The organism is Streptomyces sp. NPDC058678, from assembly GCF_042714835.1.
Lineage (GTDB): Bacteria > Actinomycetota > Actinomycetes > Streptomycetales > Streptomycetaceae > Streptomyces.
Genome location: NZ_JBHXSG010000004.1, coordinates 224,163 through 250,382 on the forward strand (window position 1 = coordinate 224,163; position 26,220 = coordinate 250,382).

22 protein-coding genes and 3 pseudogenes are annotated in these 26,220 nt (G+C 71.5%); 19 read left to right on the forward strand and 6 right to left on the reverse strand.

All coding sequences use genetic code 11. The features are described from left to right. Positions 1 to 76 precede the first annotated feature (76 nt). Complete coding sequence (locus ACFWWR_RS06725) at positions 77 to 736, reverse strand: NADPH-dependent F420 reductase (RefSeq protein ID WP_384302288.1); 660 nt, start codon at positions 734 to 736, stop codon at positions 77 to 79. 311 nt (positions 737 to 1,047) lie between these two features. Here ACFWWR_RS06725 and ACFWWR_RS06730 point away from each other — a divergent pair, with 311 nt between their 5' ends. Further along, on the forward strand, positions 1,048 to 1,758 hold the full coding sequence (locus ACFWWR_RS06730; protein ID WP_384302290.1) for a GPP34 family phosphoprotein: 711 nt from the start codon (positions 1,048 to 1,050) through the stop codon (positions 1,756 to 1,758). 55 nt (positions 1,759 to 1,813) lie between these two features. Here ACFWWR_RS06730 and ACFWWR_RS06735 read toward each other — a convergent pair whose 3' ends face one another. Then, positions 1,814 to 2,956 (reverse strand): acetamidase/formamidase family protein, encoded by a 1,143-nt coding sequence (locus ACFWWR_RS06735; RefSeq protein ID WP_384302292.1) that lies wholly within the window; start codon positions 2,954 to 2,956, stop codon positions 1,814 to 1,816. 143 nt (positions 2,957 to 3,099) lie between these two features. Here ACFWWR_RS06735 and ACFWWR_RS06740 point away from each other — a divergent pair, with 143 nt between their 5' ends. Continuing rightward, on the forward strand, positions 3,100 to 3,846 hold the full coding sequence (locus tag ACFWWR_RS06740) for a sulfite exporter TauE/SafE family protein (RefSeq protein ID WP_384302294.1): 747 nt from the start codon (positions 3,100 to 3,102) through the stop codon (positions 3,844 to 3,846). Between the two features lie 306 nt (positions 3,847 to 4,152). On the opposite strand, the gene ACFWWR_RS06745 is transcribed toward ACFWWR_RS06740, so the two are convergent. Together ACFWWR_RS06745 and ACFWWR_RS06750 are read right to left on the reverse strand one after the other, a co-directional pair. Beyond that, the gene (locus ACFWWR_RS06745; protein ID WP_384302296.1) at positions 4,153 to 6,354 is read right to left on the reverse strand and encodes a cytochrome P450; all 2,202 of its coding nucleotides are present in this window, start codon (positions 6,352 to 6,354) and stop codon (positions 4,153 to 4,155) included. Between the two features lie 132 nt (positions 6,355 to 6,486). Beyond that, positions 6,487 to 7,569 carry an NAD(P)-dependent alcohol dehydrogenase gene (locus ACFWWR_RS06750; protein WP_383865454.1) on the reverse strand — a complete coding sequence of 361 codons (1,083 nt, stop codon included), beginning with the start codon at positions 7,567 to 7,569 and terminating at the stop codon, positions 6,487 to 6,489. Positions 7,570 to 7,641: 72 nt separating this feature from the next. On the opposite strand from ACFWWR_RS06750, the gene ACFWWR_RS06755 reads away from it, so the two are divergent. From ACFWWR_RS06755 to ACFWWR_RS06795, 9 genes are all read left to right on the forward strand, one after another. Next, positions 7,642 to 9,087: an aldehyde dehydrogenase family protein gene (locus ACFWWR_RS06755; protein WP_384302298.1), complete on the forward strand. Its 1,446-nt coding sequence runs from the start codon at positions 7,642 to 7,644 to the stop codon at positions 9,085 to 9,087. An 11-nt stretch (positions 9,088 to 9,098) separates the two neighbouring features. Continuing rightward, positions 9,099 to 10,301 (forward strand): PucR family transcriptional regulator, encoded by a 1,203-nt coding sequence (locus tag ACFWWR_RS06760; protein ID WP_383865458.1) that lies wholly within the window; start codon positions 9,099 to 9,101, stop codon positions 10,299 to 10,301. A 223-nt stretch (positions 10,302 to 10,524) separates the two neighbouring features. After that, the gene (locus tag ACFWWR_RS06765; protein WP_383865459.1) at positions 10,525 to 11,547 is read left to right on the forward strand and encodes an alcohol dehydrogenase catalytic domain-containing protein; all 1,023 of its coding nucleotides are present in this window, start codon (positions 10,525 to 10,527) and stop codon (positions 11,545 to 11,547) included. Next, positions 11,544 to 12,938, forward strand: coding sequence for an amidohydrolase family protein (locus tag ACFWWR_RS06770; protein WP_384302300.1), 1,395 nt, complete (start codon positions 11,544 to 11,546; stop codon positions 12,936 to 12,938). The genes ACFWWR_RS06765 and ACFWWR_RS06770 overlap by 4 nt, the downstream gene beginning before the upstream one ends. Beyond that, entirely contained in the window at positions 12,935 to 13,603 is a 669-nt protein-coding gene (locus ACFWWR_RS06775) for a flavin reductase family protein (RefSeq protein WP_383865463.1), read from the forward strand. The genes ACFWWR_RS06770 and ACFWWR_RS06775 overlap by 4 nt, the downstream gene beginning before the upstream one ends. Before the next feature lie 62 nt (positions 13,604 to 13,665). Next, the gene (locus tag ACFWWR_RS06780) at positions 13,666 to 14,760 is read left to right on the forward strand and encodes a BMP family ABC transporter substrate-binding protein (RefSeq protein WP_383865465.1); all 1,095 of its coding nucleotides are present in this window, start codon (positions 13,666 to 13,668) and stop codon (positions 14,758 to 14,760) included. 34 nt (positions 14,761 to 14,794) lie between these two features. Beyond that, positions 14,795 to 16,351 (forward strand): ABC transporter ATP-binding protein, encoded by a 1,557-nt coding sequence (locus ACFWWR_RS06785; RefSeq protein ID WP_384302302.1) that lies wholly within the window; start codon positions 14,795 to 14,797, stop codon positions 16,349 to 16,351. Next, complete coding sequence (locus ACFWWR_RS06790; RefSeq protein ID WP_383865469.1) at positions 16,348 to 17,529, forward strand: ABC transporter permease; 1,182 nt, start codon at positions 16,348 to 16,350, stop codon at positions 17,527 to 17,529. The genes ACFWWR_RS06785 and ACFWWR_RS06790 overlap by 4 nt, the downstream gene beginning before the upstream one ends. After that, complete coding sequence (locus tag ACFWWR_RS06795; RefSeq protein ID WP_383865471.1) at positions 17,526 to 18,440, forward strand: ABC transporter permease; 915 nt, start codon at positions 17,526 to 17,528, stop codon at positions 18,438 to 18,440. Before ACFWWR_RS06790 ends, ACFWWR_RS06795 begins: the two co-directional genes overlap by 4 nt. Positions 18,441 to 18,520: 80 nt before the next feature. On the opposite strand, the gene ACFWWR_RS06800 is transcribed toward ACFWWR_RS06795, so the two are convergent. Further along, positions 18,521 to 19,555, reverse strand: a complete 1,035-nt coding sequence (locus tag ACFWWR_RS06800) for an aldo/keto reductase (protein WP_384302304.1) — start codon at positions 19,553 to 19,555, stop codon at positions 18,521 to 18,523. 189 nt (positions 19,556 to 19,744) lie between these two features. On the opposite strand from ACFWWR_RS06800, the gene ACFWWR_RS06805 reads away from it, so the two are divergent. The 8 genes and pseudogenes from ACFWWR_RS06805 to ACFWWR_RS06840 form a co-directional block, all read left to right on the forward strand. Then, positions 19,745 to 20,197: a VOC family protein gene (locus ACFWWR_RS06805; RefSeq protein ID WP_383865475.1), complete on the forward strand. Its 453-nt coding sequence runs from the start codon at positions 19,745 to 19,747 to the stop codon at positions 20,195 to 20,197. Beyond that, entirely contained in the window at positions 20,182 to 20,577 is a 396-nt protein-coding gene (locus ACFWWR_RS06810; protein WP_383865477.1) for a nuclear transport factor 2 family protein, read from the forward strand. Before ACFWWR_RS06805 ends, ACFWWR_RS06810 begins: the two co-directional genes overlap by 16 nt. 160 nt (positions 20,578 to 20,737) lie before the next feature. Next, positions 20,738 to 21,598: a fumarylacetoacetate hydrolase family protein gene (locus tag ACFWWR_RS06815; protein WP_383865479.1), complete on the forward strand. Its 861-nt coding sequence runs from the start codon at positions 20,738 to 20,740 to the stop codon at positions 21,596 to 21,598. 26 nt (positions 21,599 to 21,624) lie between these two features. Next, on the forward strand, positions 21,625 to 22,788 hold the full coding sequence (locus tag ACFWWR_RS06820; RefSeq protein ID WP_383865481.1) for an amidohydrolase family protein: 1,164 nt from the start codon (positions 21,625 to 21,627) through the stop codon (positions 22,786 to 22,788). Positions 22,789 to 22,815: 27 nt separating this feature from the next. Continuing rightward, entirely contained in the window at positions 22,816 to 23,589 is a 774-nt protein-coding gene (locus ACFWWR_RS06825) for an HpcH/HpaI aldolase/citrate lyase family protein (protein WP_383865483.1), read from the forward strand. A gap of 137 nt (positions 23,590 to 23,726) precedes the next feature. Then, positions 23,727 to 23,834: pseudogene (locus ACFWWR_RS06830) on the forward strand (hypothetical protein); the annotation flags it as partial. Continuing rightward, positions 23,816 to 24,952 (forward strand): annotated as a pseudogene (locus ACFWWR_RS06835) (xanthine dehydrogenase family protein molybdopterin-binding subunit); the annotation flags it as partial. The pseudogenes ACFWWR_RS06830 and ACFWWR_RS06835, both read left to right, overlap by 19 nt. After that, positions 24,945 to 25,240 (forward strand): annotated as a pseudogene (locus tag ACFWWR_RS06840) (XdhC family protein); the annotation flags it as partial. The pseudogenes ACFWWR_RS06835 and ACFWWR_RS06840, both read left to right, overlap by 8 nt. A gap of 64 nt (positions 25,241 to 25,304) precedes the next feature. On the opposite strand, the gene ACFWWR_RS06845 reads toward ACFWWR_RS06840, so the two are convergent. Continuing rightward, entirely contained in the window at positions 25,305 to 26,102 is a 798-nt protein-coding gene (locus ACFWWR_RS06845; RefSeq protein ID WP_383865485.1) for an IclR family transcriptional regulator, read from the reverse strand. Between the last annotated feature and the right edge of the window lie 118 nt (positions 26,103 to 26,220).

Here is a 26,220-nt window from a genome sequence, read left to right on the forward strand (position 1 = left end):
CCACGGGGGACACTTCTGCGCCCCGGTGGTACCGCGGTACCACTCACACGTCCTTGGGCCGTGACTGTCGGGAGACCTAGGAGAGGCGTGCGCCGGTGTCGGCCCGGCCCTGGGCGGAAGGACGGGTGACCACGTTGATGTTGAACGTGTGGGTCCCCAGCGCGCCCGCGATGCCCATGAAGAGCAGGGCGAAGTGCTCCTGTCCTCGTGCGGTGGTGATGCCGCCGATGTCCAGCTGGGACGCGGGGGGCCAGCCGAGGTCGGTGAGCAGTCGGCCGGTGGTCCGTTTGGCTTCGGCGTCGTCGCCGGAGAGGAAGACGGTGCTCGGGCCGTCGAGACCGTCCGGGGCGGTCATCACGGTGGAGTCCATGGTGCACAGCGTCTTGACGACGGGGGTCAGGGGGAAGGCTTCCTGGATCTGTTCGGCCAAGCTGCTGTTGGGGTGCGAGAGTTCGGTGAAGTCGTCGGAGAGGCCGACCCCGACGTCGATCAGTAAGGTGCCGGCCAGGGCCGGTGCCCCGATGGAGCGCAGCAGTTCCACGGAGACAGTCCCCGGGGTGGCGTTGACCACCACCTCCGCGTGGGCGACTGTCTCGCTCAGGCCCGCCACGGGCAGACCGAGGTCCGTCCGGTCCTTGGGCCGCCGTGAACCGAGGAGCACGTCGTGGCCTGCGGCGCTCCAACCGTGAGCCAATGCTCGGGCGACGTTGCCGGTGCCAAGTAGTCCTATACGCATGGCGTGACGCTAACCGTCGTCGCGGCGCGGCGAATCCGACCGCGGGCCGGGGTCGACCGGCACCAAAGACCTAGTCCTGTCGCCGCTCACGAATTCGCCCCGCGTCCGGTGAGTACCAGCCCTACGATCACGTTCCGACTGGCAGGCCGCGCACGAACGAGAACTCCGTTCTCGTGGGATCAGCACCGCAGGCTGACAGCCGACTCCGGGGACTCCGTCCACAGGGCGCCTGAAAGGGCCCCGACCCAGGACCGTGTTCCGTATTTCGGGACGATGTCTTGCATTGACGTAGGAGCTCTGGGCCCGCCATAGTGCTGCGCATACTTCCTCGGGATCTGGTGCGGTTGCCCGGTCCGGAGCACCCCGAAGCTGAAGCCAAGTGCCGTATTGGGGAGACCGGGATGAAGACCGATGCCACCTCCAGCCTCTGCGCTGACTTCATGCTGGCGGTGTACCTGGACGGTCGGGGCCGTGTTCCCGGCCATGGCACCGGCCTCGGCTTCGGCCTGAGCGGCGCGATGCTGATGGAACTCGCTCTGGACGGCTTCATCGACACCGTGGACGGGCACGTCGTCGCCGTCCATGGTGCAGAGCCGCACGACCGTGCGCTCGGCGAGGTTCTCGCGCGGATCCGGTCGTCTCGCAAGCCGCGTACGGCATCGGAGTGGGTCAGGGTTTTGAGCGTCGGCGCCCACAGGAGAACGTCGGCCGGCTTGACCGCTGAGGGCGTCCTCGTTCGCACGCCGACCCGGTTGCCGTTGCCTGCCGGGTGGGCTCGTCGCTACGAGGTCCTGCGCGGGGAGAGGCGGGATGCAGCGGTCCGTTCTCTCGGCGGTGCGGCCGATTCCTCGGAGCGCTCGGTCGCGCTGGCCGCGCTGGCGAGTGCGTGCGGGGCCGCGTCCAGCGGTCGGGAGGGGAGCGAGTCCGAGGCGATGCTGCGGTCCATGAGCCCGGCCTGTGGGCAGATTTTGACCGCGGTCGCCGACTGTGTGTGGCTTGGAGCGCTCTCTTCCTGGACCTGAACCCGCCGCCCGGTCGGTGTCGCCCTGCCGCGGCGGGAATCGGTGCAGTCGCCGGTCAGTGCGGTCGGCGGACTTCGAGGAAGTCGGACTTGCGGATTTTCGCGTGGACGCCCTTCACGTCGTCGACGACCTGGGAGACCGCGAAGTCGCCGGCCGCGCTGAGGTACGCCATCGCCAGATGGCGTTCGATGCCGTAGTCCGTCACGAGCAGGTCCAGCGCGCAGCGCACGCAGTCGCGCATCGCCTCGTTCAGATCCTTGTCCAGGCCCATGGGCACCAGGTAGTCGTCCGTCTCGGCGAACGGGGCGACGCGACCGTGACCGGGCCGCAGAGCCGCACCGCCCGGCACCACCTCGAGTTTCACGGTGGCGCGCAACGACGCCTCGAACGCGGTGAGTGCGACCTCGCCGTCGCCCTGGGCGAAGTGGGGGTCCCCGAAGTAGACCATCGCGTCGTCGACCTGCACCGGGAGGAACAGCGTGGCGCCCTCACCGAGCAGGGAGATGTCGATGTTCCCCCCGTGGCGCCCCGGCGGCACCGAGTGCGGCCGCTCGTCCCCGGGCACCGCCACGCCCATCACGCCGAGGAACGGCCGCAGTGGGAAGCGCAGTGAGCCGCGGGAGGGGTCCGTCGGATCCACCGCCATCCGGCCCCAGGCGCCGTGGCCGTCCGCGTGTGCCGTGGCGAAGGTGAACGCGGGACCGGGCAGCGACGGCATCTCGCCGGGGAGCGCGCCGAAGCCGTGGCGTGCGGAGACCATGCCGTACGGAACCCGCGGGGTGAGGCCGAGGACGGTCACGGCGAGCAGATCGCCGGGCCGGGCGCCGGCCACGGCGATCGGTCCGGTGACGAGGTGCGGCCCGTCGTCGTCGAAGTCGTGCGGCATACCGGAGTCCGCCACCTGCTGGGCGTCGTCGAGCACATGGCCGCCGCCGACGCCGTAACGGCCGAAGAACTCGCCGGGGTTGCGGCCCTGGTCCTCGAGTACTCCCTCGTGGCTGAGCGTGTCGACCGTGACGACAGAGCCCGGTTGCACGACCGCGCAGGGTGAGTCCGCCTCGCACGGAAGGCGTCCCCACAGGACGTTCCCGGGCGTGGCCGGGACGTACGTCGTCGACGCGATCGCTCCGTGGCCGGGCTGGAGGATCGGGAAGCCGGTCGCGGCGACGTCGAGGAGTGGCGAGTCGAGCGCAGTCATGGCCGACCTTTCATGGAGGGGAAGGGCTGGCCCGACGCTAGGAACGTCCCGTTGCCCCGGTGTTACCGGTGGGGGTCCATGGCGTAACGCTGTCTCGTATGTCAACATGGCATCTCGCATAAGTTGCTGTGAAGGGTGCCCGGATGGATGTCGGCGACGTGGTTCTCATCGGCGGTGCCGGCCTTGTCGGCGGGTTCGTCAACTCCATCGCAGGCGGCGGGTCACTCCTCCTCTTCCCCGCCCTGGTCGCCGGCGGGTTGGGCACCGTGGCCGCCAACGTCACCAACTCCGTGGCGCTGTGGCCGGGCTACCTGGGCAATGTCGCCGCCCTGCGGGGCTCTTCCCGCCCGCCTTCCGTGACCTCGCTGGCGGTCGTGTCCGCGGGGGGTGCCGCCACCGGATGCGCGCTGCTGCTGCTCACTTCGTCACGGATCTTCTCGGTCGCGGTGCCGTTCCTCGTCCTCGGCGCCAGTGCCCTCCTCGCCTTCCAGCCCCGCTTGCGGGCACTGCTCGGCGCCGCTCACGGTGACCACCGCGGGAAGCTCTACGCCGGCACGTTCGCCGCCGCGGTCTACGGCGGTTACTTCGGAGGTGGGCTGGGGCTCATCCTGATGGCCCTGCTCGGGCTGACGCTGTCCGCTCCGCTGGCAGAGGTGAACGTACTCAAGGGGACGTTGCAGCTGGTCGTGGCCACCGTGTCGCTCGTCGTGTTCGCGTTGCTCGGCCCGGTGCACTGGATGATCGCGCTGCTGGTCGCGCCGTTGTCCCTTGCCGGCGGAGTGCTCGGCGGTCGGCTGGCGTCGAGGCTGAGCGAGCCGGTACTGCGTGCCGTCGTGGTCGGCTTCGGCGTGCTGGCGGCCGTCTGGCTGGGTATCCGCGCCTTCGGCTGACGGCTGACGCCGCCGGCCGGGGGAGGGCCGGTGGATCGTCAGGCCATGCCAGGCTGGGCACGGTGGGGGTCCCAGGGGGAACGTTGCGTCCGGTTGGCGGGTCCCTGCGGCAGTCGGTCGGCGGACGGTGCTCGGTCTTCGAAGGCAGTCCGCCGGCCGACCGTGGCTGGGCCGGTGGGTCGTCAGGCCGGCCTGGGCACGGTGGGGGTCCCAGGGGGAACGCCGTGTCCGGTTGGCGGGTCCCTGCGGCAGTCGGTCGGCGGACGGCGCTCGGTCTTCGAACGCAGTCCGCCGGCCGACCACGGCTCAGAGGTCGAGCACGAGTCGGTCGCCCTGGCACCGGCCGACACAGATCATCATCGTGCGCCCGGCAAGGCGTTCCTCGTCGGTGAGCACGGAGTCCCTGTGCTCGGGCGTCCCGGCGAGCACACGGGTCTCGCAGGCGCCGCAGTATCCCTTCTCGCAGTCGTAGGACAGGCCGCTCACGGCATCGCGCAGGACCTCGATGAGGCGGCGGCCGGCCGGCACGGTGAGGGTGACTCCCGTGCGTGCGAGCTGGACGTCGAAGTCCCGGTTCTCGGCGGCGTCGTACGCCGTCTCGAGGCCGTCGCCGGCGGTGAAGCGCTCCAGGTGCAGCCGGTCGGTGAGATTCAGGCGGGCGCACTCGCGCTCGACGGCCGCCAGCATCGGCGCCGGCCCGCACGCGTAGACGGCGGTGTCCGCGGCCAGGTCGCCCAGCAGCCGGGGAAGGTCCGGCAGCCCGGCCTCGTCCTGCGGGAGCAGGGTGAGCGCGTCGCCGGCGACGGCGGCGAGCTCGTCGGCGAACGCCATCGTCGAGCGGGTGCGTCCGCCGTACACGACGGAGAAGGGCGTGCCGCGGCCGGCGGCCGCGCGGACCATGGCGAGGATCGGTGTGACGCCGATGCCGCCGGCGATGAACAGGTAGGACCCGGCCGGCACCAGCGGGAAGTGGTTGCGCGGCCCCCGTACCGCGAAGGTGGCTCCCGCGCGGGCCAGTTCGTGGAGTTCGACCGACCCGCCCCGGCCCCGGGGCTCGCGCAGGACACCGATGCGCCACGTGGTGGCGTCGGTGGGGTCACCGCACAGCGAGTACTGACGCAGCCTGCCCGAGGGCAGACGCAGCTCGACGTGCGCGCCGGGTTGCCACGCGGGGAGTTCGCCTCCGTCCGGCAGGCCGAGATCGACGGCGACGACATCCTGGGCCGCGGCGCGGACGGCGGTCACCCGCAGCGGGGTGGGCGTGGTCAGGGCACGGACCGAGCCTGCCGCCGCACTTGCCCGGGGACCGGGCGTGAAGACCGCCGGCACCGCGTCCCAGCCGGACTGGTTGCCGCGCGTCGGGTAGGCGACGAGCCCGTCCTCGATCACCCGGTAGTCGGGCAGCCGGGTGAGCACCTGCGTCATCATCGCGCGGAACATGGCCCGGGCGAGGTGCGCGCCGGCGCACCGGTGCGAGCCGATGCCGAAGCTGAGATGCCGGCTGGCGTCGCGGTCCAGCCGCACCTGCTCGGGGTCGGGGAACACGGCGGGGTCGTGGTTGGCGGCGACCCACGGGATCAGCACCCGGTCGCCCGCCCGCATCGGGCAGCCGCCGACCTCGACGTCCTGGGTGACCGTGCGGGCCATCGACTGTGAGGGGGCGAACGCGCGCAGGAACTCCTCGGTCGCGGTGTCCAGCAGGTCGGGGGAGTCGATCAGCCTCTGGCGCTGCTCGGGGTTGCGGCCGAGGTGGACGAGCGTCCATCCGGTCAGGGAGGTGGTGGTGTCGACGCCGCCGGCGATGAGCAGGCCGATCACCGACACCAGTTCGTCCTCGCCGAACTCGCTGCCGTCGCCGCGTCGGCCGGCCACCAGCGCGCTGACCGCGTCGGCCCGTGGCGCGGACCGGCGCTCGGCGATCAGCTCGCGGATGCGCTGATCCATGTAGGCCAGTCCGGCGGCTCCGCGCACGGCGCGCTCGCTGGCGGCCGGTGCGGCGAAGATGTCGTGGATCGGTCCGGCCAGCTTCGCCCAGTCCTCCTCGGGGAAACCGAGCCAGTCCAAGGTCACCGCGGCCGGCAGCGGGTTGGTGAGGTCGCGGACGAAGTCGCAGGAGCCGAGCTCGACGAAGTCGTCCACGACGCGGGCGGCGTGGCGCTCGATCATGGGCACCAGCCGCTCGATCGCCTCCGGGGTGAGCAGCGGGTTGATCAGTTGCCGGTACTCGGTCGACCGCGGTGGGTCGAGCTCGATCGGATACTGGTCGAGCCCCGGTCCCTTGGGGATGACGATGCCCACGCCCTGGCCGCCGTGGTCGCTGCGGGCCGAGGAGAACGTCTCGTCGTCGCGGGCGATGCGGGCCACGTCGGCATACCGCGTCGTGTAGGTGAAGCCGCCGTAGGCGGCGGACCGGCCTACCGGGCAGGACTCGCGAAAGCGCGCGTAGTAGGCGACCGGATCGGCGTTGGCCTCATCGGAGTGGTGATCGAAGTCGATGTCGGCGGACATGGTGGGCACGCTCCACGTGCTCGGCCTTCTGCGCGGTGTTGTCCGGCCGCGCCACCGGATGTCTGGTGCCTCATCGGCGTCGCCACCCTAAGGTGCTGCCGCGGTGTGCGACAACGCCGGGTGGGCGACGTCTCAGAAGGTCAGCACAGCTTTGCCGACCGAGCCGGACCGGACCGCCGCGACGGCCTCGTTGATCTGCTCGAACGGGAAGTAGGTGATCATCTTCTCGACCGGGAACCGGCCCTTGGCGTTGAGTTCGAGCAGCTGGGGCAGGAACACCTGCGGCAGGCTGGACCCGCCGATGATGCCGGTGACGCTGCGACCGTTGAGGATGCTGCGCCACTGGAAGCTCATCGACTCGCTCGGGCCGACGCCGATGACCCCGGCGCGGCCGAGCGGCCCGAGGGACTCCACCGCGACGCGCAGGACGTCCTCGCGTCCGGTCGTGTCGATCACGAACTCGAATCCCTCGGGGACGAGGGCGGCCAACTGCTCGGCGGCCGACCCGGCCGAGGAGTCCACGGTGTGCGTGGCGCCGTAGCCGCGGGCCGCCTCGAGCCTGGTCGGGTTCACGTCGACGGCGGCGACGATCGCGCAGCCGCTCAGCGAGGCCGCGATGATGGCGGCCACGCCGACAGCCCCGGCTCCGAAGACCGCGATCGAGGAGCCGGGGCGCGGCTGCAGCACATTGAGCACGCCGCCGGCGCCGGTCTGGAAGCCGCAGCCGAAGGGTCCGGCCCGCCGCAGGTCCAGTGAGGGGTCGATCTTCACGACCGCCCGCTCCGGTGCGACGACGTGGCTGGCGAATGACGACTGGCCCAGGAAGTGGGCGTTGACCTCGCGTCCCTCATGGGTCACCGCGGTGGAGCCGTCGGGCCGGCGGCCGGAGAAGTTCACCGCGTCGAAGCTGCGGCAGTAGGCGGGCGAGCCGGTGCGGCACAGCGCGCACGTGCCGCACGACGCGAAGGACATGGTGACGCTGTCGCCGGGGCGCAGGGAGGTGACGTGTGCGCCGACCTTCTCGACGATGCCCGACCCCTCGTGCCCGAGCAGCGCCGGCGTGGGGAAGAAGGTGGCGAACTCGAGGTCGGTGCCGCAGATGCCCACGCCGGAGACGCGGACGAGCACCTCGTCGGGGCGGGGCTCGTCCAAGTCCACCTCGGTCAGGACGAATGGCTGGCCGGGCTGCTCCAGCAGAGCGGCGGTGGCGCGCACGGGACCTCCTCAGTGACTCACATTGCGAGATCGCATATTGACATGCGTGACAAGGTCGGTCAAGGTTCACCTATGGCGGCTGTTGACTTCCCTTCTTCTCAGCAATTCATCGACGGCGAGTGGGTTGCGGCCCGCGACGGCGGCACCCTGGACATCGTCGATCCGGCCACCCGGCAGGTCATCACCAAGGTGGCGCTGTCGGGCGGAGCCGATGTGGACGACGCGGTCGCCGCGGCGCGCCGCGCTTTCCCGGCCTGGGCGGCGACCAGCCCCACCGAGCGCGGGGCGCTGATCCGGCGCTGGGCCGACCTGATCATGGCCGAGGTCGAGGCACTGGCGGCCGTCGAGGCTCAGGACGTGGGCAAGCCACTGTCCGGGGGCCGGACGAACATCTACATCGCCCACGACATCATCAACTACTTCGCCGGCGCGGCAGACAAGCTCACCGGGGTCACACTTCCGACCCGCAGCCCGGACTACCTGGGCTACACGGTCCCCGAGCCGTACGGCGTGTGCGCCGTCGTCATCCCGTGGAACGTGCCTGCCGTACTCATGGCCGCGAACGTCGCGCCGGCACTCGCCGCGGGCAACGCGGTCGTCCTGAAGCCGTCCGAGATCGCGCCGCTGGCGCCGTTCGCACTCGCCGAACTCGCCCGCCGGGCCGGCTTCCCGCCGGGGGTGCTCAACGTCGTCGCGGGCGGCCCCCAGGCGGGCGCCGCCCTGACCTCGCACCCGGGCGTCGACCACATCAGCTTCGTCGGTTCCACCGCCACCGGGCGGGCGATCATGACGGCCGCCGCGCAGAACCTCGTCCCGGTGAAGCTCGAGCTCGGCGGCAAGTCGCCGAACGTGCTGTTCGCCGACGCCGACCTCGACACGGCCATCGAGGCGGTCGTCGCCTCGATCACCGAGAACGCGGGGCAGAACTGCTACGCCGGTTCCCGGCTGCTCGTGCAGGCCTCGGTGCACGACGAGGTAGTGGAGCGGGTCGCCGCCGCCATGGCCGCGGTCAAGACCGGCCCCTGGGAAGCCGACCTGGACATGGGGCCGCTGGTCAGCGCCGCGCAGTACGCCCGCGTCAGCGGCTTTCTCGAGGACGCGCCTCGCGAGGGGGCGCGGCTGGTCACCGGTGGCGCACCCACCGGCGACGGGTGGTTCGTCCAGCCGACCGTGTACGACCGCGTGGACGCGGGCATGCGCATCGCCCGCGAGGAGGTCTTCGGCCCGGTTCTCGCCGTACAGTCCTTCCGCGACACTGCCGAGGCGACCGAGCTGATGAACGCGACGGACTTCGGCCTGCTGGCCTGCATCTGGACCAACGACGTCTCCCGGGCGCTGCGGCTCGCGAAGGACGTCCGCTCCGGACAGGTGGCGGTCAACCAGTTCCATGACGCGGGAGTGATCGGCTTCCCGTTCAACATGCAGAAGGACAGCGGCTTCAGCCGGGGCGGCGGTTACGGAGCGCTGCGCGAGTACACCCAGGAGAAGGGCGTGGCCATCCGGCTGTTGGCCCGCTGAGACTCGACACCATGGGAACCATCGCCGAAGCGAGGTCCGGACCGGCCCGCGACAGGGCCGGTCCGGACGCCGAATCGGCCGTGCTGGAGCGGGAACTGACCGACGCCGTGCTCGCCGGCGCCGCGCGCTCGGACGTGCTCCACGCGCTGGTCCGGGCGACCGGCCGGCAGGTGCGGCTGCTGTCCGCCGAGGGTGCGCCGCTGGCGACCACCGACGGCGGATCAGGAGTGGCGACCACGGTGGCGGACGGTGTGCTCTCCGGCGTGGCCGGACCGGTGGTCGACACGCTCGACGGGTTGCGGGCCACGGCGCTGGCCGTGCGCGCCGGGACGACCGTGGCCGGAGTGCTGCTGACCGTCGGTCCCGGTGACCCGCGCGTGCAGGCACTGACCGGTGCCGCCGTCACCGCGTTGCTCATCGACGCTGTGCGCGCCGGGGACGGCTCGGCCGAGGTCTCGCCGCGGCACACACCGGCCGACATCGTCGCCGCGCTGCGGTCCGGGACGGTGAGCCCCTCGGTGTGGGCGGCGGCCGCGGGACTGGGGATCGATCTGCAGCGACCTCCGGCCGGGGCCGTACTGCACTACAGCGGCTCCCGCTTGCGTGCCTGGTCCACCGCCCTCGCCTGGCTGGAGCACCCTGTGCAGCAGGAGGCGCGCACGGCGTGGACGGTGGTGCCGGGCGAGGTGGTGCTCACCCGGCTGCGGAGCCGGCTGCGCCTCATGACCGGCGACGATTCCGCCGGGGACCATGTCGTCGCGGCGAGTGGCTCGCACCCCGACTCACCGATCGGTCTGGCCCGGTCCTTCACCGAGGCCGAACGGCTGCTCGGGCTGGCCAGGACCCGGGGCGTCCCGCTGCTCACCTTCGGTGGCTGCGGGGTGGTCCGGGTGCTGTTGTCCCTCCCGCGCGCGGAGCTCGAGGCGTACGCCGAGGCGCACCTCGGGCCGATCCGGCAGCGTCCGGAGCTGATGGCGACGCTCCGTGCCTGGCTGGCCGAACGGGGCAGTCGGCAGAGTGTCTCCGAACAGCTCCACCTCCACCGCAACTCGGTGGGCTATCGAGTACGCCAGATCAAGAACCTCCTGGGCACGGACCCGCTGCTTCCCGCCGCCTCGGCGGAGTTGCACCTGGCGCTCGCGGCGCTCGACCTGCTGGCCGCCGACGCCCAGCAACCGCGCGGCGACGACGAGCCGGTTTCAGCCGGACACTGAGCCGCTCCGCCACGGCCGGGGCGGCGCGGAGCGCGCGTGTGCACCGGATTCCTCCGGCGCAGCCTGCGCCGTGAGCCTTACGAACAGGCGCAACGCCGACGAAACCCAGTTTTTCCCCACAAGCGTTGACAGCACTGGTCGGCATGGGCAGAGTGGCGTCACAATACGTTCCACCGCCTCGCAATGCGAGACGGCTGAGGTGAGGAGGGCCGAGGTGCGAGCGATGGTGCAGACCGATTTCGGGGGAACCGAAGTCGTGTCCCTGCAGGAAGTCCCGGAGCCGGTGTGCGGCGCACGCGACGTCGTCGTCGAGGTCGCCTACTGCGGGCTGAACCGCCTGGACCTGCTGCAGCGCAGGGGGCCGGGCCTGATCCCGGGCTTCCGCCTTCCGCACGTGCCGGGCATGGACTTCGCCGGAACGGTGGTGGCGACAGGATCCGCGGTCAGCTCCATCGTCCCCGGTGACCGGGTCATCGCCGATCCGACCCAGGGCTGCGGCAGCTGCCCGCGCTGCTCGGTGGGCGATCGTGCCTACTGCGCCAGCCCGCGCATCCTCGGGGGCAACACCCCCGGCGCGCTCGCCGAATACGTCCTGGCGTCCGCCGAATCGATCGTCCGGGTCCCGGAGTCCCTGCCGCTCGCCGCGGCCGTCACGCTGCCCACCGCCTTCGCGACGGCGTGGCACGCGGTGCACACCGTCGGGGCGTTGGATGCCGGTGAGACTCTCGTCGTGCACGCGGCCGCGAGTCCCGTCAGCCTGGCGGCCATCGCTCTGGCCAAGCGGGCCGGTGCCTCGGTCGTCGCCTTCGCGGGCGGCGAGGCGAAGCTGGCCGCGGCCCGCGCGGCCGGCGCGGACCTGGCCGTGCGCAACGACGAAGCGGACCTGGCGAAAGCGGTGACCGCCTTCACCGACGGCACCGGAGCGGACCTCGTCCTGGACCACGTCGGCACCGACACCTGGCGCACCTCACTGGACTGTCTCGGCATCGGCGGGCGTCTGCTGATGCTGGGCAACACCAGCGGCGACCAGGTGTCGTTCTCGCTTCAAGAGGTCTTCCACCGCGGCCTCAAACTGCTGGGCGCCGGCGGCTACACCTCGGCCGACTTCGTCGCCGCCACGTCAGCCTGCTTCGCCGACCGCCTGCACCTGCCCACCGCCGCCCGGTTCCCCCTCGAGGACCTCGCCGACGCCTGGGACGTGCTCGGCGCCCGCGACACCATCGGAAAGGTCGTGATCGCGCCATGACCGACCTGCTCGTCGTAGGTGGCGACATCGTCACCATGGACTCCGCCCGTCGGGTCCTCACCGGCGCGACGATCGCCGTGTCCGGGGACAGCATCGCCGCACTCGGCACGGCCGAGGACCTACGCGCCCGCTTCCCGGACGCCGAGGAGATCGACGCGTCGGGCTGTGTCGTCATCCCGGGCCTCGTCGACGCCCACCAGCACACGACCGTCGACCCCCTTGTACGCAGCACCATCCCGGATCACATCAGCTCGCAGGAGTCGATCTTCGACTGGATCGTCCCGCTGCACGCCCGCGCCGACGGTGACGACGACGAACTCGCCGCGACCATCACCGCCGTCGAGTGCCTGTCCCGGGGCATCACCACCGTGCTGGAGCCGGGCACGGTGGCCCACCCGGAACGGGTCGCCGCGGGGCTGGCCGCCGCGGGGATCCGCGCGCGGGTCGGCGGCTGGGGCTGGGACGCCGAGGGCGTGCCGTTCGGCGCCCCCGCCGACGAGGTACTCGCCCGGCAGGAGGAGATCATCCGGGCCCTGCCGACCACCGGGCCGGTCACCGGCTGGGTGACGCTCGTCGGCCACGACCTCGCGAGCGACGAGCTCTTCGCCGGAGCGGCGAGCCTGGCCGAGCGGCTCGACACCGGACTGACCTGGCACGTCTCGCCGGGCCCCGCCGACGTCGAGGCCTACGCCAAGCGCTGCGGGCGCCGGCCGGTGGTCCACTTCGCCGAACTGGGCGTACTCGGCCCGCGCCTGCTGCTGGGGCACGCCGTCTGGCTCGACGACGCGGAGGTCGACGCGATCCTCGAGACCCGTACCGCGGTCGCCGCCTGCCCGGGGGCCTACCTGCGCCTCGCCCAGGGCTACACCCGCGCCTCGCGCCACGCCGAACTGGTGCGCCGGGGCGGCCGGGTGGCACTGGGCTGCGACGCCCACAATGCCGGCGACGCCCCGGACGTCCTCCTGGCCGCCTACCTGTTCGCCGGCCTCGAACGCGACCGTGACCTGCCCGACCCGATCCGCGCCGAGCAGGCGTTCGCGCTAGCGACGGTCGACGGGGCCGAGGCGGTCGGTCTCGGCGGGCGGACCGGCTCCCTCGAGGTCGGCAAGGCCGCCGACCTCGTCGTACTCGACACCGGCGACCCCGCCTGGACGCCCCGGGGTGACCTGGCCCGCCAGCTCGTCTGGGGCCACGTCTCGCGCACCGTCCGTGACGTGCTGGTCGACGGCCGCGTGGTCGTCCGCGACCGGCAGCCGACCGGCATCGACCTCGCCGCCGTCGCCGAGGCAGCCGCCGAGCGATCCGCCGCCCTGCTGCGGCGCGCCGGCATCACGCCCCGTCCGACCTGGCCGACGCGGCCGGCGGGCACCGCAAAGGAGACCACCCGTTGAACGTCATCCACATGTCCGGACGCTCCCCGGCCCACAAGCAGGGCCTGCTCTCGCAACTGGTGGTACCGCGGCCGATCGCGATGATCACCACGCTGGACCCGGACGGAGGGATCAACGTCGCGCCGTACAGCTACTACATGCCGGTCAGTGGCGAACCGCCGCTGATCGCGGTCACCATCGGTGCTCAGCGGGAGGGCACTCCTGAGCCGAAGGACACCTGGCTCAACATCGAGCGCACGGGCGAGTTCGTCGTCAACGTCACCACCGTCGCGATCGCCGAGCACATCGAGGCGGTGGCCCGCGAATACCCCCGCGGCGTCAGCGAGATGAGCGTCGGCGACTGGCGACCGGTGCCCTCGCAGGTCGTCGACACGCCGTCGCTGGCCGACAGCCCCGCGCACCTGGAGTGCCGGGTGCACGAGGTGATCGACCGCGGCGACCACACCTCCTGCTTCTCGGGCGTGCACATCGTGCTCGCCGAGGTCGTCTGCATCACCACCGACGACTCGATCATGTCCGCCCCGGACCGTATCGACCCCACCCAGGTCCGAGCGGTCGGGCGGATGGGTTTCCCGTACTTCGTCGCCGCGGGTGAGGAGTCCCTCTTCCACCAGGAGCGAGTCGCCTACGCCGAGCTCGGCCGGGCCGACACGTCCGCCAACTGACCCCACCCCCCTTGTTCGCCACCGCCTCGACAGGGCGGTGCCACCCAGTGAATGGAACGCACATGAACGCAAGAAGCCCGCTTCGGCGTTGTCGGGCCCCGCTCGGCCTCGCTCTCGCCCTGACCGGAGCCCTCGCGCTCTCCGGCTGCGCCAGCAACGCGGCGACGGCAGCCAAGGCGACCCCCGCGGCGAGCGGCACCGGCGGCTCGGGCCTCAACGAGCCCGACGTCAACGGCGACGGCAAGGTCGTCATAGGTGTCCTCAGCCCCGGTGACATCAACGACCACGGCTACTACGAGAGCTTCGTCGACTCCGCGGACGCCTTCGCCAAGGAAAAGGGCTGGAAGGTCATCAAGCGCGGCAGCGTGCCCGCGAGCGACGCGCTCACCGCGGCACGCGCGCTGTGCCAGCAGCACGTCGACATGGTCGCGCTCGCCGCCAGTGAGCTCAAGGCCGCCATCCCGGCCTCCGAGGAGCCGGTCTGCGCCAAGACGGCCTGGTATGTTCCGTCGTCCGCGAACATCGACCAGACCCCGCGGATCGTGGTGTCCTCCGACAACCCCAACCAGTCGATGCTCGCCGCCGGCTACGCCGCGGGCCTGAAGATGAAGGCGGCCGGCTACACCAAGGCCGGGTTCGTCACCGGCGTCAAGGCCGACTTCAGTGTCCTGGGCGCCAAGGCCTTCCTGGCCGGGATCCGGGAGGTGGTCCCCAAGGCCACCCTGGTGAGCACCTACACGGGTGACTTCAACGACTCGGCGAAGGCCAAGGAGGCCATCCAGGCGCAGATCAGCCAGGGCGCCAAGGTCATCTACCCCTACCTGGGGGGAGCGACCGACGCCGCGGCGCAGGTGGCGAACGCCAACGGTGTGCTGACCCTCACCCCGGGCACCGACCGTTGTGACTCGACCAGCCCGAAGTTCGACATCTCGGTGATCTTCAGCCCGGGCAACTACTTCCGCGCCGCGCTGGAGGAGTTCGCCAAGGACAACCTGAAGATGGGCACGCCGCGCGTGTGGCAGCTGGGTGTCGATCCCTACCCGACCATCAAGATCTGCAAGGGCCAGGGCGACGAGGACAAGCAGCTGGCGGACTTCATGAAGAAGATCGGTAGCAAGGAGATCGACCCGGCGGCCGAGGTCAAGCGCCTCGGCTGACGGTGCCGACCCCGACCCAGGAGATTCACACGCGATGACACCGACGACCTCAGCGGCCCGGATTCTCGAGCTGCGTGGCATCACCAAGTCCTACGGATCCGTCACGGCCTGCGACGCCGTGGACCTCACCGTCGACGCCGGCGAGATCCATGGTCTCCTGGGCGAGAACGGGGCGGGCAAGTCCAGTCTCATGAAGGTCCTGCTCGGGCTGGTCCGGCGCGACGCCGGCACCGTGCTGGTGCGCGGCGAACGGGTCGCGCTGGACAGCCCGCAGGAAGCGGCCGAGCTGGGCATCGGCATGGTGCACCAGCATTTCAGCCTCATCAGCGGGCTCACCGTGTGGGAGAACGTCGCCCTCGGCGACACCGGCCCGGTGAACAAGCAGGCCATCTGCGCCGACATCGCCGAGGTCGCCGCGAGGTACGGGCTGCCGGTCGACCCCGAGGCGCGCGTCGACGCGCTCGCGGCGGGCGAGCGGCAGCGCGTCGAGGTGGTCAAGTGCCTGCGGCGCAACCCTCAGATCCTGATCCTCGACGAGCCCACCTCCGTGCTGACCCAGGCCGAGTCGCAGGAACTGTTCGCCGTGCTCGGCCGGGTGGTGCAGGAGGAGGGGCGCGCTGTCATCCTCATCAGCCACAAGCTCGCCGAGATCGTGCAGGCCACGGACCGGGTGACGGTCCTGCGCAAGGGCAGTGTCGCCTTCCGGGCGGTCACCGCCGAGACCACCGCGCCGGAACTGGCCCGCCAGATGGTGGGCCGCGACGTCTCCCTGCACGACGAGGGAGCCGCCCTCGGCCTGCTGCCGGTCAACACGGCCCGCACGGGCCGGGGCGGGGCACACGACCGGCCCCAGCCCGTCCTGAGCCTGGCCGGGCTCACCGTCGAAAAGGGCGGGGTGCAGGTTCTTCAGGGAATCGACCTGACCGTGGGCGCGGGCGAGATCTGCGCCCTCTACGGTGTCGAGGGCAGCGGCCAGGCGACGCTCGGCGAAGTCCTCGCCGGGCTGGTCCAGCCGACCGCCGGCACCATCGAGGTCGCCGGCCGCAGGGTCGATGTGGCCCGGCCCGGCGCGCTCGGGAAGGCAGGTCTCGGCATCGTGCCGGAGGACCGGCACCAAAGCGGCGTCGTCCTGGACATGAGCGTCACCGAGAACCTGACCATGAAGTCGCTCGACAAGCTCAGCGGCAGGTTCCTGTTGCGCCGTCGCGCGATGGTCGCCGAAGCCCGACGCCTCGCGGACGAGTTCAACATCGTCGCGCCCTCGCTCGACGCGCCGGTGCGCAGCCTGTCCGGAGGCAACCAGCAACGAGTCGTGCTCGCCCGGGAACTGTCCGGTCAGACCAGCGTCCTGGTGGCCGCGCAGCCCACTCACGGGCTGGACGTCGGCGCCATCGAGGACATGTACGCCCGGCTGCGCCAGGCGGCCGCGGACGGCGTCGGAGTGCTGCTCATCTCCACCGAACTCGAGGAAGTCATGGCCCTTGCAACCTGGATCGCGGTGATCTCGTCCGGGCGGATCACCGGAGCACTCCCCGTCTCGGAGGCGACCCCCGAGCGACTGGGCATGCTGGTCGGCGGTGAGGCCGCATGAGCGCCGCCTCGCTGACGAACGGGGACGACCTCGCCCGGCGCTTTCTCGCCCGGCTTCGGCCCGGGCGTGACGGCTGGATGACGGCGGGCCTGACCGCCGTACTGGTCGCCGTCGCCGCGGGCGCCTCCGCGCTGCTGCTCGTGCTGACCGGTGGCTCGCCGAGTGCTTCGGCGGACGCGATATGGACCGGGAGTCTGGCCGACGCCACGGGATGGACGACGACGCTGCTCAACGCGGCGCCGTTGTTGCTGGTCGCGGTCGGTGCGTGCATCTGCGCGGCGGGCGGCACCTTCAACATCGGCCAGGAGGGGCAGGTCCTCATCGGGGGCCTGGCCGGAGCCTGGGTCGGACTGCGGCTGGCCGTGCCCGGCCCGACGCTGGTGGTCGTGGTGCTGATCGCCGCGGCCGTCGGCGGCGGCGCCTGGGCCGCGCTCAGCGCGGTGATGCTCCGCCTGCGCGGCGTCAACGTCCCGGTGAGCACCCTGCTGATGACCTTCCTCGCCATCCAGCTCGTCACCTTCGCGGTCAGCACCCCCTGGTTCCTCCAGGAGAGCGCGCAGGGCTCCTCGGGCATCGCCGACGCGGCGTCCAACCAACTGCCGGCCAACGCCCAGCTCGGCGGCTTCGGGCAGTACCCGTCGGTGCAGTGGAACATCGGCCTGTTCGTCGCGCTGGTCGCGGCGGCCGGTGTCGCCGTGGTCCTCACCCGCAGCCGGTGGGGCTTCAGGGTGCGCATGCTCGGACTGAATCCGCTGACGGCCAAGCACACCGGTGTCCGGGTGGCCGCGCTCGGCGGCTTGACCCTTGCGCTGTCCGGCGCCTTCGCCGGGCTGGCGGGCGGGCTGCTGCTGGTCAGCCCGGTCGGCACCAGCCGGCTGCAGCCCGGGCTCTCGGACAACTTCGGCTGGGACGGCCTGCTCGTCGCGCTCGTGGCACGCAACCGGCCCCTGGTCGCGATCCCGGTGTCGCTGGTGTTCGCCGTGCTGCGCGCGGGCGGCGACTTCCTCTCGGCCACGGGTGTGCCGTACTACCTCGTCGATGTCGTCAAAGCACTGCTGGTCCTCGCGTTCGTCGCGCCGCCCGTGCTCGTCGATCTCTTCCGTCGGCGTCGCGGTGTCACACCGCAGGCGGCGCCCGACCTGTCCGTAGTCCCGACCAAGGTGAAGGCAGCCGCGTGAGCGTTCTGGACAGCACCACCACCATTCTCGCCAGCGGTGTCCGGCTGACCGTGCCACTGGCGTTCGCCGCCTGCGGTGAGTACGTGGCCGAGCGCGCCGGCACGATGAACATCTCCGTCGAGGCGATGATGCTCGGCGCAGCGTTCACCTCGATCGCCACCGCGAGCGCGACCGGCAGCGCCACCGCCGGCCTCGTGGCCGGCGTCGTGACGGGCCTCGTCCTCGGCTTCGTGCACGGCAACCTCTCCCACCGGGCGCAGATCAACACCTTCGTCGTCGGTCTGGTGCTGAACGCTCTGGTGCTCGGGCTGACGAGCTACCTGATCACGACGAACCAGTTCGTCTCGCACCAGGTCCACATTCTGTCGATCCCACTGCTGCAGGACATACCGCTCATCGGCAAGCCGCTGTTCTCCGAACGCTGGCCCGCCTTCCTGCTGTTCGCGCTGGTGCCGCTCACCTGGTGGCTGGTGGAGCGCAGCCGCTGGGGCCTGGAACTGCGGGCGGTGGGGGAGAACCCACAGGCCGCCGACGTCACGGGCATCAAGGTGAACATGCGGCGCCGGCAGGCACTGCTCTGGTGCGGCGCGCTGGCCGGTCTCGGTGGCGCGTACCTCGCGGTCGGCGAGGTCGGATCGTTCAACCAGAACATGACCGCCGGGCGCGGATACATCGTCATCGCCGCGGTGATCTTCGGGGCGTGGCGGCTCGGCCGGACCATGCTCGGCTGCCTGGTCTTCGGCCTCTCCGACGCGATGCGCCTGGCGCTCCCGGCGCTCGGCGTCACCCTCAACGCCCAACTGCTCGTCGCGGCCCCGTACCTGCTCGCGCTCCTCGCCATGCTGCTGTTCACCACCCAGCACCGGGAACCCGGCGCGCTCGGCCGGCCCTTCGAGCGCGGGTCGACCTGATGGCCGGAACCAGACGACGGCGGATACCGACCCCGCGAAGGCACGGGGCCGGCATCCGCCGCGGGTATGCGACATCGCCGTCAGCGTCGGCGCAGCGCCGCGGTCTCCAGCGCCGGCGGCGTGTAGCCGACGTCGAGCGGGTTGAGGACGCTGCCCGGCGCGACGAGTGCGTCGATCCGGTCCAGTGCCTCGGCCGACAGCGGCCGGTCCACCGCGGTGAGCTGCGACAGGAGCTGGTCGTGGGTGCGCGCGCCCATCACGGCCGTGCTGACGCCGGGATGGGCGAGCACGAACCGCAGCGCCAGCTCGACGAGCGTGCAACCCTCCTCGGCGGACAGGCGCACGAGTTCCTCGACGACCGCGAGCTTGCGCGTGCGCATCTGCTCGTCGGCGAAGTCGAAGTGGTCGCTGTTCCGCAGCGCGCGCGAGTCTCCCGCCGGCTCGGCGCCGGCCCGGTACTTGCCTGTCAGCCAGCCGCCGTTCAGCGGGCTCCAGACCATGACGCCCATGCGGTGCCGTTGTGCGGTGGGCAGGGCCGAGGCCTCCGCGTGCCGGGCCAGGATCGAGTACGACAGCTGCTCCACGGTGAACCGCTCGCGGCCACCGCGCCGCGCGGCCCACTGCGCCTCCACGATCTCCTCGGCCGGGAAGCTCGACGAGCCGATCGCCCGCACCTTGCCCGCCCGCACCAGGTCGCCGAGCGCACCGAGGGTCTCCTCGACGTCGGTGTGGGGATCCGGACGGTGGACGAGGTACACGTCCAGGTGGTCCGTCCCGAGCCGGCGCAGGCTGTCCTCCACGGCACGTGTGATCCACAGCCGGGAGGTGCCGCCCCGGTTGCGGTCGAGCGGGCCGGCGGGCATCCGGCTCGCGACCTTCGACACCAGGACGACATCGTCGCGGCGTCCCTTGAGCGCCCGGCCGATGATCTCCTCCGACTCGCCGAAGGCGTACACGTCAGCGGTGTCGACGACGTTGACCCCGGCGTCCAGCGCCGTCGCCACCATGCGGTGGCACTCCGCCTCGTCGGTGTTGCCCCAGGCGCCGAACATCATCGACCCGAGACAGAGCTGACTCACCTCTATGCCGGTCCCACCCAGAATCCGGTAGTGCATGCTTGCCCTCGTCTTCCCAGCCGACGCCCTGTCGCTGTCATCTCGCAGGCTCGCACGGCGGCAGGCACGAAACCGATGTCGCGCGGGGCCAGCATCCCCGGCCTGCGTGTTGTGTCCGCAGCACATCGACCCGCGGGTGCGCGCACGCCTAGTCTCGAAGAAACCCCACCCACTCACCATGGAGGTACCGTGGCCACCGGTCTCACCTCGGCCCGCTGGACTCACCTCGCGCTGCCGACCGGCGATCTCGACAAGGCGATCGCGTTCTACACCACCCTGACTCCGCTGGTCGTGGTCGAGCGGTTCAAGGACGCCGACGGCGAGAGCGTCTGGCTCTCCAACGACCAGCAGGCCGAGACGCCGTTCGTGCTCGTCCTGGTGTCGTTCAACAAGGACAAGGGCGGCCAGCTGGGCTTGTTGCACCCCTTCGCGCACATCGGCATCGAGGTGCCGGCGCGGGAGGACGTCGACGCGCTCGCGGACCAGGCCCGCGAACTGGGCTGCCTGCACTGGGAGCCCCGACAGATGCCCGAGCCCGTCGGCTACATCTGCGCTCTGAAGGACCCCGACGGCAACGTCGTCGAGATCTCCCACGACCAGCGGGTCTTCGACTCGGTCCGCAAGAAGTGGGGTTCGTCCTGAAGGACACCCGCGCCGCCGTCGAGGCGTACCTCGCGGCGCTGAACGCGCACGACGCCGACGCCGTGGCCGCCTGCGTGGCCGAGGACTTCGTCAACGAGCACACGTCATCGCTGGGACACAGCCGCAAGGGCCGCGCCGAGTACCGCGCGGCGCTGACCGGGTTCCTCGACGACTTCGCAGACCTGCACTACGCGCCCGAGCGTTTCCTCGTCGACGGCGAGTCGGCCGCGGTGCCGTACGTCATGACGTTCCGGATGCGCTCGGCGGGGGACCGCCCCGTACGCGTGCGCGGAGTCTTCGTGTTCACCGTCGTCGGCGGCCTCATCACGCGCCGCACGGACTACTGGGACAGCGGCGAGGTGCAGCGGCAGCTCGCCTGACGCCCGCGGCCGACAGCCCGGAACGACGCCCTTCGACACCCCGTCCGCCTCTCGTGCGGACGGGGTGTCGGCGTCTCCGCAACCTGACCTCCGTATCACTTTGCATGACGGCGTCTCGTATTGCTTGACATGATGTCGTCTCGCATTGAAAGATGACGTCATGCGAGTGGTAACGACACAGGCCGGCCTGGGCCGGATCGAGGACGGGGCCATCGCCCTGCTGGACACGGCTTTTCCGCACGTCGGCGCGGTCCTGGAGCAGGAGGGCACGCTGCAGTGCCTGGCATCCTGCGCGGTGCGCCGGCGGATCCCGCTCGACGAGACCACGCTCGTGGCGCCGTTGGGCCGTCCCCGGGCCGTGTGGGGCGTCGGACTCAACTACGTGTCGAAGGCGGCCCGGGCCGGCCGGGGACTGCCCGAGCAGCCGATCCTGTACCTGGCCGCGTCGTCCGCCGTCCCGGCTCCCGGCGCGCAGGTGGTGATCCCGCAGACCGTGACCGAACCCGACTACGAGGGGGAGATCGCGGTCGTCGTCGGACGCCGGCTGTACCAGGCGACCGAGTCGCAGGTCTGGCCCGCGATCGCCGGCGTCACCGCGGCCAACGACATGACGGCACGCGACGTCATGCGCGCCACGGCGGTGCCCGCCCTCGCCAAGAGCTACCCGGGGTTCACGCCGCTCGGCACGTCGATCTGCACTCCCGACGACCTCGCCGACCGCGACGCGATCCGCGTACGGAGCTGGGTCAACGGCGAACTCATGCAGGACGACACGAGCGCCGGGATGATCTTCCCGGTCGCCGATCTGCTCAGCCGGCTGTCGTGGTTCACCGCGCTCGAACCCGGCGACGTCGTCCTCACCGGAACCCCGGCCGGCACCGGCCAGGACCGCGCGTGCTTCCTCGCCGACGGCGACGAGGTACGGGTCGAGGTGGACGGCGTGCTGCCCCTTGTCACCCGCGTCGTACGTCCCACGGACGCCTCACTGCGCGACCACCGGCTGACCGAACCGGTCAGCTGACCCCCCTCACCCTGGAGCACACACCGATGCCCATCTCCTCCGCGTCGTCCTACGACCTGGTCCTGGCCGGCGGCACCGTCATCGATCCGGCGTCGGGCACCAACGCCCGCCTCGACGTGGCGGTCACCGGTGACCGCATAGCCGCGATCGGGGAAGGGCTTGCGGCGGGCGCGGCCCGCACGATCGACGTCACCGGCTCCACCGTGCTGCCGGGCCTCGTCGAGGGCCACACCCACATCTTCCAGTACGTCTCCGCCGTGGGCGCCCCGGCCGAGGAGGCCCACCTGCGCCGTGGCGTCGTCGCCGCGGCGGACGCCGGCACCGCCGGTGCATCGACCTTCGCGGCCTTCCGCAAGCTGGTGGTCGAGGCGAACCCGCTGCGCATCGTCAACTTCCTCAACGTCTCGGTGCTCGGCCTGATCGACTTCAGGTTCGGCGAGCTGCTCAACCCCGACACCCTGGTCCCCGAGGACGCGCTCGCGACCGCCGAGGCCCACCCCGACATCGTGCGCGGCTTCAAGATCCGTCTGTCCGAGGACGTCGTCGGCGAGAACTGGGAGTCGTTGCTGAAGAAGTCCGTGGCACTGGCCGAACAGGCCCGTCTGCCGCTGATGGTGCACATCGGCGAGACCGAGGAGCCCGTGCCCGTCGTCCTGGACTACCTGCGCCCCGGCGACATCGTGGCGCACTGCTACACCGGCAAGCCGAACGGCATCCTCGACGGCGACCAGGTGCACCCCGCGGTCATGGCGGCCCGGGAGCGCGGCGTGCTGTTCGACTCCGCCCACGGCAAGAGCAACCTCAGCTTCGAGGTGGCGCGCCGGGCGATCGCCGACGGATTCCTGCCCGACATCCTCAGCTCCGACACCAGCGCCCGCAACTGGCGCGGCCCGGTGTTCGACCTGCTCACCAGCATCTCCAAGCTGGTCGCGCTCGGCGCGCCGCTCGAGGAGTGCATCCGCCGGGCCACCGTCGCTCCGGCACAGCTGCTCGGCCTCGACGCCGAGGGTTACGGGCGCCTGGTGGTCGGCGGACGGGCCGACGTCACCGTCGTCGACTGGACCGACGAGGTCACCCTGCCCGACGCCGCGGGCAACACCATCCTCGCGCCGCGCCTGGAGCCGACCGTCGTGCTGCACAAGGGCGCCGAGGTCGACATCGTGCCGTGGCGCGGTCTGCCGTCGGCGTGAGACGCCGCCCGTTCCGGGGAGGACGCGATGAGCGTCGGTGACGTCCACCTGCTGCGGCGCCGGCTGCGCGCGGCCCTGGCGACGGCAGAACCCGCCGTCGGTACGTTCGTCAAGCTGGCGTCGCCCGACGTGGTGGAACTTGCCGAGGCGGCCGGATACGCGTTCGTCGTCGTCGACCTCGAACACTCCACCCTCACCGAGCAGAACGCCGTCGACCTGGTACGCCATGCCCATGCGTGCGGCCTGCCGGCCCTGGTCCGTGTGCCCGAGGTGGACGCCCCCGCCGTCAACCGGCTGCTGGAGGCCGGGGCGGCGGGGATCCAGCTGTCCATGCTCACCCGCGTCGCCCAGGCCGAGGAACTGCTCGCGGCGACCCGGTTCGCGCCCGCCGGCCGCCGGTCGGTCAGCCTGGCCAACAGGGCCGCCCGCTTCGGTGCGGTCCCGCTGGCCGGGTTCCTGGGTGCCGAGCAGGACGACCCGCCGGTGCTGGTCGGCCAGATCGAGACGGCACGGACCGATCCTCTCCCGGATCTGCTCGCCCCTCTCGACGTGTGCTTCGTCGGCAGCACCGACCTCGCGGTCGACCTGGGCCTGCCGGCGGACCCCGCGGTGCTGCGCGCCGCGGTGGACCGGGTGCGCGAGGCCGCCCGGTCGGCGGCGGTGGCGTTCGGAGGCTGGGTGCCGGCCCGGGGTGCCGCAGTCGACCTGGGCCTGAGTGACGCCGACTACCTGGTCGTCGGCTCCGACCTTCAGATGCTGGCGGGTGCCCTGCGGGTGGCCGCCGGAGAGGAAAACCAGTGACCACACGCAACGCAGCGCTGTTCAACACCGTCCTGAACTGGGACGAGCTGCCGGTGACGCAGGTGCGTCCGGGGGTCCGCCGTCGCGTCTACGCGACGGACGAGATGATGATCTGCCACCACGAGCTCGAAGTCGGCATGACGCTCAACCCGCACCGGCACGAGGACTTCGACCAGCTGGTCCATATCGCCCAGGGGCGTGCGAACTACTACGTGGACGGTGTCGCGCACGACATGCGTGCGGGCTCGTTCCTCCTGGTCCCCCGAGGCAGCGAGCACTACGTGGAGCCGACGGAGGCCCCCTGTGTGAACATCGACTTCTTCGTCCCGCCGCGGGCCGACCTGCTTCCCTGAAGTGCGGCCTCGACCCGATCGAGCTGCCCGTACGCAACGAGCCCCAGGTGGGGCCGGTGTCCGGGCTGCCCTTCAGCCCCCGCAGGCTGCTCGCCTGCCTCCGGGAGGGCGAGCGCAGGTTCGGCTGGGCGGACCGGGATCCGCGCCCCGGCCTGCGCCGGGACGGACGCCGGCTGCTGGGCACCGGCATGGCGGCGGCCTCCTTCCCGGCCATGGCCGTGCCCGCGACGGCGGCCGTGACGGCCGAGGCGGACGGCGGCTTCACCGTGCGGGTCAACGCGGCCGACATCGGGACCGGGGCGCTGACCGCGCTCACCCTGATCGCCGCCGACGCGCTGAGGGCATCCACCGGCCGAGTCCACGTGCGCCTGGGCGACAGTGACTTCGGCCGGGCGGGGCCCGCCGGAGCGTCCATGGGCACCCGCTCCTGGGGATGGGTGGTCGCGGCTGCGGCGGGGGAGCTGCGGGAGCGGCTCACTGCTGGTGCTGTCGTCCCGCCGGAGGGGATCACGGTACGGTCGGACACCGCTGAGGCCGTCCGGGCCCTCGCACGGACGGAACGGCACGCTTTCGGGGCGCAGTTCGCCGAGGTCGCGGTCGACGTCGGTACCGGCGAGGTGCGCGTGCGGCGCATGCTCGGCGTCTTCGCCGCGGGCCGGATCGTCCACCCGCTCACGGCGCGCAATCAGCTCGTCGGCGGGATGACGTGGGGCATCTCCATGGCCCTGCACGAGGAGGCGGTCCGGGACCGGGCCACGGGCGGCCTGGTCGGTGCCGACCTGGCGGGCTACCACTTCGCGGCCAACGCCGACGTCCCGCCCATCGAGGTGGACTGGGTGGACGACCCCGACCCGGACGACCCGGTCGGAATAAAAGGCATCGGCGAGATCGGGATCGTGGGTGCGGTGGCGGCGATCGCCAACGCGGTCTGGCACGTGACCGGCGTACGCCACCGTCATCTGCCCATCCGGCCCGACCGAGTGCTTATCGCCGGAGCCCCTGATGCTTGACCTCGCCGAGGAACTGAGCCGCTGGCTGCACGAGGGACGGGGCGTCGCCGTCGCCACCGCCGGCGGCAGCACCCCGCCACCGCCCGGCGCCGCACTCGCCGTCGACGGGGAGTGCACGGTCATCGGTTCGGTCTTTGGAGGTTGCGCGGAGGGCATGGTGTGCGAGCTGTGCGGCGGGCGCTGGAGGACGGCCAGGTCGTGCTTCAGCGGTTCGGCCACAGCGACGAGGACGTCTTCGCGATCGGCCTGACCTGCGGCGGAGTCATCGACGTCCTGATCATGCCGGTGTGCAGGTCACGACAGTCGGCCCGCCGCCCTCCGCGGCGGGCCGGCTGTCGTTCCGGTAAGTGGGTCAGCCCCCGTTGGGTGCGCCGTCCGAGGTGCCCAGCCGCTGCGACAGCGCGCGGGCGGTCTCCAGCAGTGCCTGGGCCATCGGCGAGGTGACGTCATCGGGAACGGTCGCCGTCGTGCCGACGACAGCGAGCGTTCCGCTGATCTCGTCACCCTCGAAGATCGGCGCCGCGATGGTGCGGACCCCGTTGACGGCGGGGGAGTTGACCGACAGCCCGTGCAGCCGGATGGCCTCGAGCTCCTCGGTGAGCTCGGGCGACTTGCGGACCGAGCGCGGCAGCACCGGTACCTGTTCCGGGGGCAGGAACGTGAGGAAGATCCGTCCCTGTGCCGAGGACGTGAGGTCGAGACGCGAGCCGACCCGGACGCTGATGCGCACCATGTGGTCGGTGTTGTCCACCGAGCGCACCACGGTCGGCGACTCGCCGTCCCAGACCGACAGCACGATCGTCTCGTCGATGCGCCGGACCAGATCCTCCATGTACGGCTCCGCGGCGGCGACGATCGGCAGGCCGGCCCGCGCGGCCGTGGCGAGCGTGAGCACCTGGGGGCCGAGGGAGTAGAGCGAGGTGCGCTCGTCGTACCGCAGCAGGTTCGCCGCCCGCAGTGCCTTCGTGTAGCGGTGCGCGGTCGCCTTGCTCGCCCCGAGACGCGCGGTGATCTCGTTGAGACTCATGTGCGGCTTGCCGACCGTGAACGAGCCGAGGATCAGCGCCGCACGCTGCACCGTCTGGATGGTCGGCGCGGTCGTGTCGGGACCGTTTCGCTCGCCGGTGCCGGGCTGCGCCTTCGTGGCCATGAAGATTTGCTCCTGTCCCGTACTTAGTAAAGTGGTAAGACGTTGAATGGAACGTCGTATTGGATAGCGTAACGGTGAGGGCCGGGTGAATGTGCGGGAAGTGCTGAGGCGCTTCTCC

Coding starts and splice junctions, on each gene's coding strand:
- ACFWWR_RS06755 (WP_384302298.1), top strand. CDS start 7,642: ATGGCGGCTGTTGACTTCCCTTCTTCTCAGCAATTCATCGACGGCGAG.
- ACFWWR_RS06760 (WP_383865458.1), top strand. CDS start 9,099: ATGGGAACCATCGCCGAAGCGAGGTCCGGACCGGCCCGCGACAGGGCC.
- ACFWWR_RS06780 (WP_383865465.1), top strand. CDS start 13,666: ATGAACGCAAGAAGCCCGCTTCGGCGTTGTCGGGCCCCGCTCGGCCTC.
- ACFWWR_RS06740 (WP_384302294.1), top strand. CDS start 3,100: ATGGATGTCGGCGACGTGGTTCTCATCGGCGGTGCCGGCCTTGTCGGC.
- ACFWWR_RS06785 (WP_384302302.1), top strand. CDS start 14,795: ATGACACCGACGACCTCAGCGGCCCGGATTCTCGAGCTGCGTGGCATC.
- ACFWWR_RS06825 (WP_383865483.1), top strand. CDS start 22,816: ATGAGCGTCGGTGACGTCCACCTGCTGCGGCGCCGGCTGCGCGCGGCC.
- ACFWWR_RS06845 (WP_383865485.1), bottom strand. CDS start 26,102: ATGGCCACGAAGGCGCAGCCCGGCACCGGCGAGCGAAACGGTCCCGAC.
- ACFWWR_RS06735 (WP_384302292.1), bottom strand. CDS start 2,956: ATGACTGCGCTCGACTCGCCACTCCTCGACGTCGCCGCGACCGGCTTC.
- ACFWWR_RS06800 (WP_384302304.1), bottom strand. CDS start 19,555: ATGCACTACCGGATTCTGGGTGGGACCGGCATAGAGGTGAGTCAGCTC.
- ACFWWR_RS06820 (WP_383865481.1), top strand. CDS start 21,625: ATGCCCATCTCCTCCGCGTCGTCCTACGACCTGGTCCTGGCCGGCGGC.
- ACFWWR_RS06765 (WP_383865459.1), top strand. CDS start 10,525: ATGGTGCAGACCGATTTCGGGGGAACCGAAGTCGTGTCCCTGCAGGAA.
- ACFWWR_RS06770 (WP_384302300.1), top strand. CDS start 11,544: ATGACCGACCTGCTCGTCGTAGGTGGCGACATCGTCACCATGGACTCC.
- ACFWWR_RS06745 (WP_384302296.1), bottom strand. CDS start 6,354: ATGTCCGCCGACATCGACTTCGATCACCACTCCGATGAGGCCAACGCC.
- ACFWWR_RS06790 (WP_383865469.1), top strand. CDS start 16,348: ATGAGCGCCGCCTCGCTGACGAACGGGGACGACCTCGCCCGGCGCTTT.
- ACFWWR_RS06815 (WP_383865479.1), top strand. CDS start 20,738: ATGCGAGTGGTAACGACACAGGCCGGCCTGGGCCGGATCGAGGACGGG.
- ACFWWR_RS06725 (WP_384302288.1), bottom strand. CDS start 736: ATGCGTATAGGACTACTTGGCACCGGCAACGTCGCCCGAGCATTGGCT.